Source organism: Sorangium sp. So ce302 (assembly GCF_051530145.1).
GTDB lineage: Bacteria > Myxococcota_A > Polyangia > Polyangiales > Polyangiaceae > Sorangium > Sorangium cellulosum_B.
In genome coordinates this window covers 4,707,515-4,720,971 of record NZ_CP150326.1, presented here as the reverse complement: position 1 = coordinate 4,720,971, position 13,457 = coordinate 4,707,515, and the positions used below count along the sequence as shown (strand labels likewise).

Genomic DNA, 13,457 nt, shown 5'->3' with positions numbered 1-13,457 from the left:
GCGATGCGCACCTGGATCTACGTCGCTCCCGACGAGCGCTCGACGAAGCTGGGTTACCTGCGCGCCGGCGCAGTCGTCGATCGGGCCGAGCTCCCTGCGGGCACCGGCGGATGTGCTGGCGGCTGGTACCGGATCGCGCCGCGCGGTTACGTCTGCGTCGGCAAGGGCGCGTCGCTCGCGCTCGAGCACCAGGTGGTCGCCGCCGCCGTGCGCGGCCCGCGCCGTGGTGCGCCGGTGCCTTACTACTACGTCATGTCGGGCTCGCCCCCGCCGCACCTCTACTTCCGGCTCCCGACCGTCGAGGATCAGCGCCGCGTCGAGGGGTCCACGCTCGGCGTCCACCTCGCCCGTGCCGCTGTCGCGCCCTCGTCGTTGCCGCTCGATCCCGTGCCGGAGTTCCTCCTCGCCGGCCGGGATCTCCCCAAGCCGTACGGCGCCGAGGAGAAGCTCCACTACTCGGTGCATACGGGCCGCACCAAGGAGAGCTCCGCCTTCGGCCTGATCACGACCTTCGAGTGGACCAACCGCCGCTTCGGCCTCACGACCGAGCTCGACCTCATCCCGCTCGATCGCACCCGCCCCGCGCGCCTCAGCGCGATGCGCGGCGTGATCATCAAGGATCTCGACGCCGAGGGCGCCGAGGTCCCCGCGAGCGCCTCCGACACGGCATCCCCGGCCGCCGCGGCGTCGTCGGCATCCCCAACGTCCTCGGCCGCCCCGACGCCCGCCGCCGCTCCACCGGTCGACACCGCGAGCTTCTCCATCGCCGAGCTGCCTGCCGACGAGCTGTCTCCCCCGCCGCCCGGCACCGATCCCCGCCCCGATCCCGCCTTGAAGGGCGCCCCTGCCTTCGTCCGCGTCCACGGCACCACGCGGCAGCGCCCCTCCGCGTCGGGCCGCGCGCTCGTCGACGCGGGCCTCGCGCCGCACCGCTCGGGCTGGGTGCTCACCGGCCGCACGCGTGGCGGCGCCAAGGGGCTGCTCGAGACCACCGAGGGCTCATGGCTCGCCGCCGACCACCTCGTCATCGCCGAGCTGCGCAAGGACCCTCAGGGGTTCGCGCGCGACGGCAAGAAGTGGATCGACATCTCGATCCGCCGCCAGATGCTCGTCGCTTACGAGGGCACGCGCCCCGTGTTCGCGGCGCTCATCTCCAGCGGTCGCAGCGGCATGGCCGATCCCGAGGAGACCGACGCCACCGTCCGTGGCTCGTTCTACATCCACGCGAAGCACGTCTCGACCACGATGGACGGCGATGACGAGGCGTCCGAGGCGGCGTTCGACCTGCGTGACGTGCCGTACACCCAGTACTTCCACGGGGGTTACGCGCTGCATGGCGCGTACTGGCACGACGAGTTCGGCAAGGCGCGCAGCCACGGCTGCATCAACCTGGCCCCTGCCGACGCGGCCTGGCTCTTCGAGTGGACCGAGCCCGCCGTCCCGCCCGAGTGGCACGGAGCGATGAACATCGAGGGCGGCGGAACGCTCGTCTATGTGCACGGCTGACGGCTCCGTGCACGGCTGACGGCTCCATGCACGGCTGACGGCTCCGCGCACGGCAGATGGCTCCGGCTGCCCCGGCCCCCTCACGACAGCCGGACGACCGGCCCAGCTCGCCAGGTGCATCTGGCAAGCTGGGCGGGGGGCCGCTCACCCGACCGCTGCTGGCCCTCCCGTCCGTCCCGTTACTGGCAGGACGCCGGCATCTGCGCGCCGACCAGGAGGCCGCGCAGGGTCGAGAGCGCTTGCCGCCCCTGCGGCGAGTTCGCCAGGCCGTCGCACGCCGAGGCGGCCGCGAGATAGCCGCCCTGCTGCTCGGGCGGGGCCGACTTTGCGTTCTGGCGCAGCGCCGCGCAGCACTTGCGGATCCCGCTGGAATCGCCCGTGCCGACCACCTTCTTTCCAGCGTCCGCGTCCGCCGTGTCGGCGTCCGCCGCATCCGCCCCGGCGTCCTCTTCGGGCACGATCTGCGTCGTGGGGGTCGGCGTCGGGGCCGGCGTCGGCACGACGGGCGCCGAGGGCACCGGCGGAACATCGTCCTCTTCCTTCTTGGGGCACCCGCTGGTGACCAGAGCCACTGCAAGGGGGAACATCAGCGCCCCCAGAACCGTGAAGAGCCGTGTAGGTTTCATCTCACCTCAAGTATCCGATTCGCGTTTGCGTGGGAACTTCTGTTCGACGAGGAACGCCCCGATCGCAACCAACTTCCCCGAGCGCTCGCGGTCATGAGGCCCGCCGGCTGCACGCCCTCGGCGATCCGAGCGGCCAGAGTATGGGCGTCACGAGCCCGCTCGCAAGATCGCGAACGCCGCCGACGGGCGCGCTTCAGGTGCTCCCCGACCTCGGTAGCAGGCGCGTGCGTCGCGGCGAACACGGCGAGCGCGACGGACGCGAGGCACGCGGCGAACGCCGGCGCGCGCGCGGGGCGGAATCGCTCGCAGCGCTCGGTGACCGCCGCCGATCAGCGTGGGCCTTGGCGCGCGGCGGGCCCAAGCACGCGCGCGTGTGCATGTCCAAATCTCGAAAGGACACGCCGACCGGCCGGCGCAGGCGCGCGACTCCAGCGCTCGACCGATACGGCTGAAGCGGGAGCAACCATGAAGTACACGCAGCACGAGGAGTGGACGAACGAACCGCGAGCCGCCGCCACCAGCCCCGGAGAAGACACATCGGTCTCGTTCTCGGTGGACGCGCCCTCGCTGGACGCGCCCTCGCTGGACGCGCCCTCGCTGGATACGCCGGCGATCACGGAGGATGCCGCCGTCACGACCCCGCCCGCGGCGCGCGCCGCGAGCGAGGAGTGTGACGCCTCCTCGGGGCAGATCGATCTCACCGCGCTGAAGGCCGGCGAGGAGGGCGCCCGCCCCCAGGTCCTCGACCTCTTGCCGATCTTCCCGTTCGGCGAGCCGCCCGCGTCCGCACCCGTTCCTGAGGCGCCGGCGCTCGACGTGCCGGCGCGCGCGTGGCGCGCCCGCTCGATCGCCGTCCTGCTCGCAGGCGCCGCCGCGATCGCGGCCCTCACGGCGGGCATCTCTGCCCCGGATGCCGCCGCCATCGGCCCTCGCGCGGCGGCCGGCCTCGCCACCGCGGCCCGCGCGGTCGAGGCGCGGCTCCCGCACATCCAGGCGCCCGCCGAGCGCGCGCCGGTAGCGCCTCCGGCCGAGCGCGACAGCTCTGGCGACGCGCCCGACGGCGTCGCCGCCTCGCAGCGCGCGCCGGAGAACCGCGTACGGGCCACGGGCGCAGCCGCGCCGACGCGCGCCAGGCCGGGCCCTGCGGCGCCGAACACGACCGACCGCCGCGCTCCCACCGACCCGTGCCGCGGCGACCTCCTCTGCGCGATGCGCCGCGCCACGGGCGGCTGATCCGCCGCCGAGCCCCTCGGCAGATCCGCCGCGGCCTCGGTCGGGCTCATGCCGGGGATGCACCCGCTCAGACAGCGCGCCGGGCTCGCGCCCGGCATGACCCCCGCTCAGATACCTCGTTCAGACGGCGCGCCGGGCTCGCGCCCGGCATGACCCCCGTCAAGCGCGCGCCGGGCCCGCGCCCGGCCCGGACCTGCTCAGGCCGAGGCCGGGCTCGGGCCGGACGGGCACCCCGCGTGCGCCGCGATCGAATCGAGCAAGCGGTTCAGATCGAACGGCTTTGCGACCGACGCGCACGCGCCCACCTCGCGGGCCCAGGTGCCGGCGTCCACCGCGGCCGTCATCACGAGGATGGGCGCGCGCGGACCAGGACACGACGCGTACGCGCGGGCGAACCCCCAACCGTCCATCACCGGCATGCGCATGTCGAGCAGGATGAGATTCGGCCGGTTGCGCTCCAGCAGCGCGAGCGCGGCCTCGCCGTCGCTCGCCGAGAGGACGTCATAGCCCTCCTCCTCCAGCGTGATCTCGAGCATTTCCCGGATCTCCTGGTCGTCGTCCACGATCAGGATCTGCTTGCGCCGTGTCACGCGGCTCCTTTCGGTTTGCAGCTTGGCCCGAGGCTCGGCGCTCGCCGTCCCCTCCACTCCGGTTCCACAGTACCCGTCTGCCACGATATCCCCCCACACGGGCGCTTCCCATGCGCGAACACCACTCAGGCAAACGATGTCACGCCCGCGTCCCATGTCGCACGCGACGAGCGCAATATCGACTGCGGAGCCCGTTCGGGTCAGACGCTCACGGCCGCGAACGCGCCCCGGACGGCGAGGGCGGCGCGACATCGCCCGCGATCTCCATCCTGGGCAGAAGCGAGGCGTCGATCTCGGTTCTCTCTCCGCTCGCGAGCTGCTCGATCACGGCTGCTGCGCGGGTAATGTCGTCGACGAGCAGCGGGATCGCCAGCCCGCCCATGCCATCCGGCGTGCCCGCGAGCCGAACGCGCGCCTTGTCGAGCAGGCGCAACGCCCCCGGTGGGCTCTGCATCCTCGTGAGCTTGTGAAGGGCCGCGGCGACGAGGATGAGCCCCTGGAGAAACGTCTTCCTCACGGGATCCGGCTCGTCTCGCCACCCGGACTCCCACAGCTCGTGCGCCTCGAAGAACCGCCCCGCGCGGTAGGCTTCCAGCCCGCGTTGGACGATCGCTTCGAGCGCTGCGTCGGTGGAGGAGCTCATGGCGCGGAGCGACAGCGGACAGCGGAGCGTACCACGCGCCCCGGACGCCCGCGCTCCGGTGCTCCGGTGCTACGCTCGGCGCGTGCAGCGGTGGATCCTCGTCGCGGTGATTGCTGGGCTCCACCTCCTGGCGTTCGCGATCGGCATCCTCCTGCGCCGCCGCAGGCGACGGCGGCGCCTGCAGGCCGACGAGGCGCGCGCCATCGCCGCGCACGCTGACGCGGCGCGCGCCCGAGCCGCCCGCCCGCGCTGACCCCGCTCGCCCGCGCCGGCCACCGCCCCTCAGCGCGCGAGCAGGCTGCGCAGCCGATCGAGCGCCGCCGCGTGCGCCCGCACCGAGAGCCGGCCGCCGACGTCGTCGTACTCCTCCGAGAGCACGCGCGCGTTCTCGTAGATCTCCCCGATGAGGCCCTGCTTCGCGTACGGCAAGAGCAGCTCGGCCTCCACCATCGACTGCTCGAAGAACGCGATGATCGCCTCCCGCAGCGCCGCCACGTCGTCCGGGATCTTCGCCGACAGCTGCGTCGCCTCGGGGAACTCGAGGCGCAGCGCCTCCCGCTCCTCCTCGGAGAGCCGGTCCACCTTGTTCAGCAGGAGCCGGCTCGGCACCTCGCTGGCGCCGATCTCGGAGAGCACGCCGCGCGTCACCGCGAGCTGATCGCGGAACGTCGGATCCGACGCGTCGGCCACGTACAGCAGGAGCGACGCCTCGAGCGCCTCGTCCAGCGTCGAGCGGAAGCTCGCCACGAGATCGTGCGGCAGCTTCTTGATGAAGCCGACCGTGTCCGAGACGAGGATCCGCGGGCGCACCTCCGGGTGGAGCGCGCGCACCGTCGTGTCGAGCGTCGCGAAGAGCTTGTCGGCGACGAGCACCTCGCTGCCCGTCAGCGCCCGCATCAGCGACGACTTCCCCGCGTTCGTGTAGCCGACCAGCGCGACGCGGCGCTGCCCTTGCCGGAGCGCGCGGCGCGTCGACTGCTCGCGCTGGACCGCGGCGAGCTCGTCCTTCAGCTCCGCGATGCGATCGCGGATCTTGCGCCGATCGAGCTCGAGCGCGCTCTCGCCGGCGCCCTTGCCGCCGATCCCGCCGCGCTGCCGGTCCCCGCCGCCGCCCGTCTCCCGGAGCCGCGGCGCGACGTAGTTGAGCCGCGCGATCTCGACCTCGAGCTTCGCCTCCCGGCTCCGCGCATGGCGGTGGAAGATCTCGATGATCACGCCCGCCCGGTCGAGCACCTGCGCGCCCGTCGCCCGCTCCAGGTTGCGCGCCTGGCTCGGCGAGATGTCGTGGTCGACCGCCACGACCGTCGCCAGGCGCGCCGCCTGCCCGGCGCCGCCCGCGCGCGGCTCCGTGCCGCCGTCGTCGCCCCCGTCATCGCCGTCGTCTCCGCCGAGCTCGACGTCGTCCTCGTCGCCCTCGCCGCTCTCTGCGGCCCGGCGCGCGCGCGCCTTGTTCTTCCGCTCCGGCGCGCTCGAGGGCACGACGCCGCTGCCGCCCGTGAGCTCGGCGAGCTCCCTGAGCTTGCCCTCCCCGAGCACCGCGGCCGCCGCGAGCGCGCCGCGCCGCTGCGACACGGTCGCGATCACATCGAAGCCGAGCGTGTGCACGAGGCGGCCGAGCTCGGCCAGATCGGCGGCGTGCTCTACATCGTCGACGCCGGGGAGCTGCACCCCGACGAGCACAGCGAGGGGACGTTCTTGGTTGGTGGTGGTCATACGGTCGTGTGCGAGGGCGGGAGCTTCGCCTCATCCACCCCCGCGACGCAAGCCGCCGCGCGCTCGCCCGCGCCTCGCTGCGTCGCCTCGGACGAACCCGCGGGGCTCGCTCCGGTGAACCGCCGAGCTCGCCCCGACGCGGACCACGAGGGCGGGCAGGGACAGCCCGACGCCGGCGGCGGGCGTCGCCTTCCGAGCACGCCCGAGGCACGCGCGCCACATCCCGAGGCGCACGAGCGGCGTCACCTCGCTCGCGCCGCCTCGCCGTGCAGCCGCGCGCTCTCGATGGCCAGCGACGCGAAGCGCCCGAGCTCCGCGGCCACGCCCGTGTCGTCTTGCCGGAGCTCGCGCTCCACGGTCCAGAGGCTCAGCAGGCCGAGCTTGCGGCCGCGCGCCGCGAGCGGCACGAGGATCGCCGAGCGGGCGCCGAGCTCTCGCAGCGCCGAGAGGTGCTCCGGCCCGCGGGCGATCCGCTGCAGCCACGGATCGGTGACCAGCGGGATCAGCGTGGCCGCCCTGCGGGCCGTCGCCTCGGCCAGCGAGGCGGCGTCGCCGAGCAGCAGCGGCGGGTGCTTGAGAAGCCTCGGCAGGAGCGCCCGCGCCTCGGGCAGGCGCGCGGACGCGACGAGCCGCGGGGCGCCTCCGCCGTCGTCGAGATCGAGCGCGCAGAGGTCCGCGAAGCGCTCGCCGCCGAGGCGCACCACCTGCTCGATCGTCCCGTCGTGGTCGATCGACTCCGCCATCAGCGCGCTCGCGTCGATCAGGATCTGCCGCGCGCGCTCGGCCTTCCTGAGCTCGGTCACGTCCTCGACCGTCATCACGGCCGCGGTGATGCGCCCGTCGGCGTCACGCACGGGGGCCACGCTGAAGCTCCCGAGGCGGCGCTCTCCGTCCGCGCGGACGAACTCCATCTCGTCGCGGGAGACCGTCTCGCCGCCGTGCAGCGCCCGGTGGAGCAGCCAGCGCGCGCGCTGGTCGTCGTCGGTCTCGCTGAGCAGCGTCCGCAGCGGCGCGTTGCTCGGGGTCTCCTCGGGGCCGCGGACGATCTCCGCGAACCGCCGGTTGTTGAGCGCGACGGCGCCCGACGTCCCCTCCGCGACGACCACGCCGACCGGGAGCCGCTGGATCGTCGCCTCGAACCGGCCGCGCTCCGCGGCGAGCTGCTCGCGCAGCTGGGCCTGGGTCGCGAGCGCGGCCGCGCGCTCGGCCGCCTTCTTGAAGAGCAGCCGGTCCCCCTCGGAGAACTCCGCCACGCGGCGGGAGCTCACGACCGTGACGCCGACGAGGCGGCCCTCCGAGAGCATCGGCACGCCGTAGAGCGCGTGGAGCGCGTCGCTCGGGCGCTCGCTCTGCGCCCCCGACTCCGGCCCCGCCGCGCCGCCCCCGGCGTCGGTGGCCAGCGGATCCGGCGCCGCCGAGCGCAGCGCCACCGGGCGCCGCTCGCGGACCACGCGCCCGACGAAGCCCTCCGCCAGCCTGTAGGCGCGCAGGCCCCACAGCGCCTCATCGACGCCGATGCCGGCGCGGATCCGCAGCACCTCGCCCTCGAGCAGCAGCATCACCGCCCAGTCGACCGACCGCGCCGACTCGACGAGCACCTCGACCAGCCGCCGCAGCAGCCGATCGATGTGGACGTTGCCCATGCCCTCGGCCGAGACGCGATCGAGCGCGCCGAGCGCGCGCTCGCGGAGCGCGGCGCTCCGCGTCGCCGGATCGATGATCACCTGATCGAGCACCTCGTGCAGGATCGTCATCTCGACCCACGACGGCTGCGTGCCTGTCCGCTCGAGCATCCGGAGCACGCAGCGGCGCAGCACCGAGTACTGGGCGGCCACGTCCTCCAGCTCGAACCCGTCGCGGAGCTTGTCGAGCACGCGGAAGCCGAGCAGCGGCTCGGAGAACTCGACCGACACCGACTCGACGCCGCTCCACGCGTCCTGCTCCTGGTCGCCCGGCGGCGCAGCCGCGGCGGACACGGCCGCCTCGAGGCGCTCGGCGAGGCGCGCGAAGATGGAGGGCAGCTCCTCGCGCAGCGCGATGTAGCCGGGGGACTGCTCGCCCGGCGCTCGGCGACGCTCGGCGCGCTCCCACGCCTCCAGGATCTCCGCGCTGTGGGCGCGCAGGAAGACGGCGAGCGGCGATCTGGGAAGGTCTCTAGGGGCCATTCACGCGCTGGCCGGAGCCGCGGCACCCTCAGTCTACGCCAGCCCACGAGGACGTAGATCCAGAAACGAACCGGCGGCGGCTTGCCCGTCCGGCGCCCCAGCGGACGCCGCCGGGTCGCTCCGCCCTCTCCGTCCGTACCCTTCTGCCTGCGCCATGCGAGCGCCCTTCCATAAGCGGTTATGTTGCGCTCGCCTGCACGCCTACGCCGTCGCGCTCGCCTGCGCCGTCGCACTCGCCTGCGTCGCCGCGCTAGCGTGCGCGCCTGCGCCGCCGCGCGTTCGCGAGGCCCGCCGCGAGCGCGAACCAGATCGCGCCGCTGGCGGGCGGCGCGGCGCCCTCGCCCCGCCCCGCGCCTGCCGCGCCGATCTTGCACCCGCACCCGTCCGGCGCCTCCGCTGGCGGCGGCTCGGATCCCCCGCCGCCGCTGCCGGTCGCTGCGGCGCCGTCGCACTGCTGCGAGCCGATGGTGAGCGCCGTCGCACCCCACAGCGGAGCGCAGGTCGAGGTCGCGCCGCTCTCCGGCGCGCACTCGATCGGCCCGCAGAGCCCGTCGAGGTGCAGCAGCGCGGAGAAGCTCTCGCCGTCGTCGACCGATCGGCCCACCGTGAAGCCGTCGGCGAACTCGTCGCCGCAGGCGAAGAGCGCCGCTGCGGTCCAGGTCAAGCACCGCGCGCCGACGTCCGAGATCTTCTCGAACTCGAGCGACGCGGCCGGCGCGCGCCAGATTCCGTCCTGGGGCCCGCCCACGATCACGGTCGCGCCGTCCGGCGAGAGCGCGAAACCGAGGAGATCGCCGGCGCTCTCGAAGGCGGTGGCAAAGCTGCGCCCTCCGTCCTTCGAGACGAGCAGCGCGTCGGTCGGATCGCCGTCGAGCCGCACGTAGACGATGTCGGGGTCGACGGGATCGATCGCGCCCAGGAACGGCAGGCGCATGTCGTCGCTCCCCGGGATGTCGAGCCGCTCCCAGGTCGCGCCGCGATCGTCGGTGCGCTGGAGGGCCCCGGCGTAGTCGGGCGCGCCGTAGCGGCCGCTCACGTAGACGCGCGCGCGGTCCGAGGGGGCAGCGTCGACCGTGTGGGCGAGGAAGTCCTCGGGCAGATCGACGCCGGCCTTCGTCCAGCTGTCCGCGTTGTCGCTCGTCTCCCAGAGCTGGGTCAGGAACTGACCCGCCCCGAGCCCCGCGCTGACGACGAGCACGGCACGGGAGGGGTCCTCGCGATCGGCCGAGAGGTCGATGACATAGCGGTTCATCAGATCGCCCTGGGCGAACGACCAGTCGCAGCCGCCGTTCTTCGACGCGCTGAGGCCGTCGAAGACCCCGGCGATGATCGTCCCGTCGGCGAGGAAGGCGAGCATCGGATCCTCGTTCCCGCCGAAGCCGACGACCGGCTCGCAGATCCAGCGCCAGCGCTCGCCGCCGTCGTGCGTGGCGAGCAGGCCGTAGGTCGCGCGGACCATGAGGCGCGACGGGTCGCTCGGGTGCGACGCGATCAAGCCTGCGGCCGGGAAGCGGCCGTTGGCCGAGGCCGGCGCGGAGAGCGCCGCGACCGAGAGCAGCGCCGCGACCGAGAGCAGCGGCGCCGCGCAGGACGAGAGGGGGCCACGCCGCCGCGCGCCTGGTCCGCTGCGGGAGTGACGCGTCGGCGCTGGGAGGGCTCGCACGGAGCGTTCTGTAGGGGCTCGCACGAGGGGTGAGCCTAGTGGACGTCGAACTCGAATGCCGCCTCGTCGATGAGGGACGACGTCAGGGCCCGGCATTGCACGTCCCAGAGGCCCCCCATCCCGAAGGGCACGTCGGCGACCTCGTACAGGCCGGGCTCGATCTCCGTGCCATCGTGCGCGGACCCGTGCCCCATGCCCGTCATGCTGGCGTAGACGCGGAGCTTGATCCGCTGCGCCGGGCTCCGCGAGTCGGTCCAGGTGAGCCGCACGTGGAAGGTGTTGAAGCCTCGCTTGATCGGCTCGGTCGACTCCACCGCGAACTCGATGCGCCCGTTCACGCCGACGTCCAGCCGGTGGCCGGCGTCCGGCTCCACGTCCCGGGATCCGCAGCCCGCCGGCGAGAGGACGGCGAGCGCCGCGATGAGGGCGGCGCGGGCGCGCGCCCAGCGGCGCCTGGGAGGTGACTTCGGCGAAGGCTGTTCACGAGGTTCAATCACGTCTTCCCCACACGTAGCGGAGGCCTGCGGACAGGGCGGCGAACGCGCCCTCGTTGCGGCCGATCCCGGAGATCGGCACGTCCACCTGGAGGTTGCCGACGGCGGTCCAGCGCGCGCCGATGTCGTGGGCCAGCACGGCGAGCAGCGCCGTCCGCACGCGCGCCTTTCCCATGGGATTGCGGGGGCCCGGGCCAGGCTCATCCTCGCGCGGCTCGCCCTCGCGCTCGTGGAGCGCGCCCACGGAGAGCGAGGCGCCGGAGGGCCACGCGGGCCCCGCCGCGGCGAGGATCTGCACGCGGGGCGCGGACCGCGCCGCGTCGCCGTCGGGGAGACGGTAGCTGGTGCGGACGCTGGTCGAGGCGGAGAGCAGCGCGTGGAACGAGCCCCACGACTTCTCGAAGATGATCCCCGGCCGGATCTCGGCCACCCCGAGGCCGGTCGTGTCGGCGCCCGTCATGTCGACGCCCATCGCGCGCGCGCCGGTCGCGCCGGTCGCGCCGCTCACGCCGGCGTCGAGCGGCGCCGTCCCGGTGCTCGGGCCGCGCCCGGTCGGGAGCGTCACGCCGAGCGTGAACGCGGCGGACGGGATCCACGGCGACGCCGCGCCATCGATGAGGTCGATCCTGGCTGCCGCGCCCAGGTCACCCGGCCCGCCGCCAGACGCCGTCACGCCGAGCCCCACCCCGCTCCAGGTGACCATCATCGGGACGGAGACGGCGAGCTGGAGGTGATCCCCGGCCCGCACCAGCCACCCGGCCTCGGCCCTCAGCTCGCGGTGGTAGACGCCCTCGCCGGACACGTCGAAGACTCCGTCCACCGCCCACGTCCCGAGCTGCTCGGTGAGCCGGACGGAGAAGCTCGCCGCGGCGCGCTCCGAGGGAGCGAGCCACTGGGCCATGCCGTGGCCCGCACCGCAGCAGGCCGACGCGCGCGCGGCCCTCGGGTGCACCGCGAGCGACAGCAGGAGCACCACACAGGCGACGGCTCTGGCCAGCACGGCCGCTCCTATAGGCGAGGCTCCTGCCCCGCGCCAATGCGACACGTTGTCGCGCGGAGGGCGCCTGATCTCGATCGGGCCGCGCCTTCACGCGGTGCCCCGAGCCGCTTCCGTTCCGCGCGCAGCGCCTCGCGACCGCGCGCGGCGCTCGGCGACGGCGCGGCGCTCGGCGACGGCGCGGCGCTCAGCTGGCGAGGGCCTGGCGGTAGACCTGGACGTAGCGGCGCGCGGGGCGGTCCCAGCCGAGGTCGAGGCGCATGATGCGGCGCTGGACCGCGGGCCAGCGCGGCGACGTGAGGGCCGCGAGGGCGCGCTGGACGCCGCCGAGCAGCGACGTGGCCGTCGGCTTGTCGAACAGGAACCCCGTGCCGGTCTCCAGGGCGGCGTCGATGTCGACGATCGTGTCGACGAGGCCTCCGGTCCTGCACGCCACCGGGGCAGCGCCGTAGCGTTGCGCGTACAGCTGCACGAGTCCGCACGGCTCGAAGCGCGACGGCACGACCACGAGGTCGGCCGCGGCCATGAGCCGGTGCACGACGGCCTCGCTCACCCCGCCGAGGAATTTCGCCCGCTCGGGCGCCTTGGCCGCGGCGGCGGAGAGCTTCTCCATGAGCTCGGCGTCGCCCTCGCCGGCCACGACGACGCTGACGTCGCCCTTCAGGATCTTCGGCATGGCGTTCGCGAGCAGGTCGCTTCCCTTCTGTGCGACCACCCTGCCGATGGACACGAGGAGCGGGCGATCCGGCCGGATCTCGAGCCCGAGCTCCTGGAGGAGCGCGCTCTTGCAGCGGCCCTTGTTGCTCACGTCCTCCGCGTCGTAGCGGGCGATGATGGCCGGATCGGTCATCGGGTTCCAGACGGCGTAGTCGATGCCGTTGACGATGCCGGACAGCTGGTTCGCCCGGGTGCGGAGCACGCCGTCGAGGCGCTCGCCTTGCTTCGGCGTGAGGATCTCGTTCGCGTAGGTGGTCGAGACGGTGGTGAGCGCGTCCGCGGCCAGGATGCCGCCCTTGAGGAAATTGAGCTGGCCGTAGAACTCGAGCCGCTCGGGCCGGAAGTGGTCGTCGTCGAGGCCGAGGTACGGGAGCGCGTCCTTCGGGAAGAGGCCCTGGTGCGCGGCGTTGTGGAGGGTCAGCACGGTCCGGCCAGGCGCGGAGTGCTGGTGGCGGAGCAGGTACGGCACCATGGCGGTGGGCCAGTCGTGGGCGTGGACGATATCGAACGGCGAGCCCGACCGGGCGCGCTGGCGGACGAGCTCCACGACGGCGCGGGAGAACAGGGAGAACCGGCGCGCGTTGTCCTCGTAGTCGCGCCCCTCCTCGCCGTAGATGCCAGGCCGATCGTGGAAGCCTGGTACGTCGAGGACGACGAGCTCCACGCCCGTGCTGAGCCGCCCGTCGAAGAGCGTCACCTGGATCGGCCCGCCCGGCGACACCTTCGCATCGATTTCGAGCGGCATCGGGGTGAGGCGGCGCGCCATCATCAGCCCGCTCGAGTCGAGCGCCTGGTAGCGCGGCAGCGCGATCGTCACCTTGTGCCCGAGCAGCCGGAGCGCCTTCGAGAGCGACGACACGACGTCGGCCAGGCCGCCGACCTTGACGATGGGCGCGATCTCGGACGCAGCGAAGAGGATGTCCATGCGGGCGCCGTGTGTAGCACGAACCGGGGCGCGTACAGCGCGGCTTCCGAACCCACAGCGGCGCTGAACGCTGGCCAGCGCTCGGGTGTCGCCGCAGGGGCAGCGCCACGCGCGCCGTTTTGGAGCAACTTTCCATCCGCGCCACATCCACTTCCAGGGCCCTACATCCAGGGCCCTGCATGGCG

The 13,457-nt window shown here is 73.8% G+C and carries 12 protein-coding genes; 3 read left to right on the top strand and 9 right to left on the bottom strand.

Annotated elements, in window-relative coordinates; translation table 11 throughout:
• Positions 1-3: 3 nt before the first annotated feature.
• Positions 4-1,506 (top strand): L,D-transpeptidase, encoded by a 1,503-nt coding sequence (locus WME73_RS17880; protein ID WP_437916450.1) that lies wholly within the window; start codon positions 4-6, stop codon positions 1,504-1,506.
• A gap of 179 nt (positions 1,507-1,685) precedes the next feature.
• Here WME73_RS17880 and WME73_RS17875 read toward each other — a convergent pair whose 3' ends face one another.
• On the bottom strand, positions 1,686-2,132 hold the full coding sequence (locus WME73_RS17875; RefSeq protein ID WP_437746648.1) for an acyltransferase: 447 nt from the start codon (positions 2,130-2,132) through the stop codon (positions 1,686-1,688).
• A gap of 465 nt (positions 2,133-2,597) precedes the next feature.
• Between WME73_RS17875 and WME73_RS17870 the strand changes: the two genes are divergently transcribed.
• Positions 2,598-3,365: a hypothetical protein gene (locus WME73_RS17870; RefSeq protein WP_437916449.1), complete on the top strand. Its 768-nt coding sequence runs from the start codon at positions 2,598-2,600 to the stop codon at positions 3,363-3,365.
• Positions 3,366-3,562: 197 nt separating this feature from the next.
• Here the strand turns inward: WME73_RS17870 and WME73_RS17865 are convergent, their stop codons facing one another.
• Positions 3,563-3,955, bottom strand: a complete 393-nt coding sequence (locus WME73_RS17865) for a response regulator (RefSeq protein WP_231864879.1) — start codon at positions 3,953-3,955, stop codon at positions 3,563-3,565.
• 208 nt (positions 3,956-4,163) lie between these two features.
• On the bottom strand, positions 4,164-4,598 hold the full coding sequence (locus WME73_RS17860) for a DUF309 domain-containing protein (RefSeq protein WP_437746646.1): 435 nt from the start codon (positions 4,596-4,598) through the stop codon (positions 4,164-4,166).
• An 82-nt stretch (positions 4,599-4,680) separates the two neighbouring features.
• Here WME73_RS17860 and WME73_RS17855 point away from each other — a divergent pair, with 82 nt between their 5' ends.
• Positions 4,681-4,851 carry a hypothetical protein gene (locus WME73_RS17855; protein WP_437718119.1) on the top strand — a complete coding sequence of 57 codons (171 nt, stop codon included), beginning with the start codon at positions 4,681-4,683 and terminating at the stop codon, positions 4,849-4,851.
• A gap of 29 nt (positions 4,852-4,880) precedes the next feature.
• On the opposite strand, the gene hflX is transcribed toward WME73_RS17855, so the two are convergent.
• From hflX to glgA, 6 genes are all read right to left on the bottom strand, one after another.
• Positions 4,881-6,311: a GTPase HflX gene (hflX, locus tag WME73_RS17850; protein ID WP_437916448.1), complete on the bottom strand. Its 1,431-nt coding sequence runs from the start codon at positions 6,309-6,311 to the stop codon at positions 4,881-4,883.
• Between the two features lie 242 nt (positions 6,312-6,553).
• Entirely contained in the window at positions 6,554-8,476 is a 1,923-nt protein-coding gene (locus WME73_RS17845) for a GAF domain-containing protein (RefSeq protein ID WP_437916447.1), read from the bottom strand.
• 250 nt (positions 8,477-8,726) lie between these two features.
• Positions 8,727-10,139 carry a WD40/YVTN/BNR-like repeat-containing protein gene (locus WME73_RS17840; RefSeq protein WP_437916446.1) on the bottom strand — a complete coding sequence of 471 codons (1,413 nt, stop codon included), beginning with the start codon at positions 10,137-10,139 and terminating at the stop codon, positions 8,727-8,729.
• Positions 10,140-10,174: 35 nt separating this feature from the next.
• Positions 10,175-10,636 (bottom strand): FixH family protein, encoded by a 462-nt coding sequence (locus WME73_RS17835; protein ID WP_437916445.1) that lies wholly within the window; start codon positions 10,634-10,636, stop codon positions 10,175-10,177.
• Positions 10,629-11,633, bottom strand: coding sequence for a hypothetical protein (locus tag WME73_RS17830; protein ID WP_437916444.1), 1,005 nt, complete (start codon positions 11,631-11,633; stop codon positions 10,629-10,631). The genes WME73_RS17835 and WME73_RS17830 overlap by 8 nt, the downstream gene beginning before the upstream one ends.
• 184 nt (positions 11,634-11,817) lie before the next feature.
• Positions 11,818-13,272, bottom strand: coding sequence for a glycogen synthase GlgA (gene glgA, locus WME73_RS17825; protein WP_437746640.1), 1,455 nt, complete (start codon positions 13,270-13,272; stop codon positions 11,818-11,820).
• Positions 13,273-13,457 lie beyond the last annotated feature (185 nt).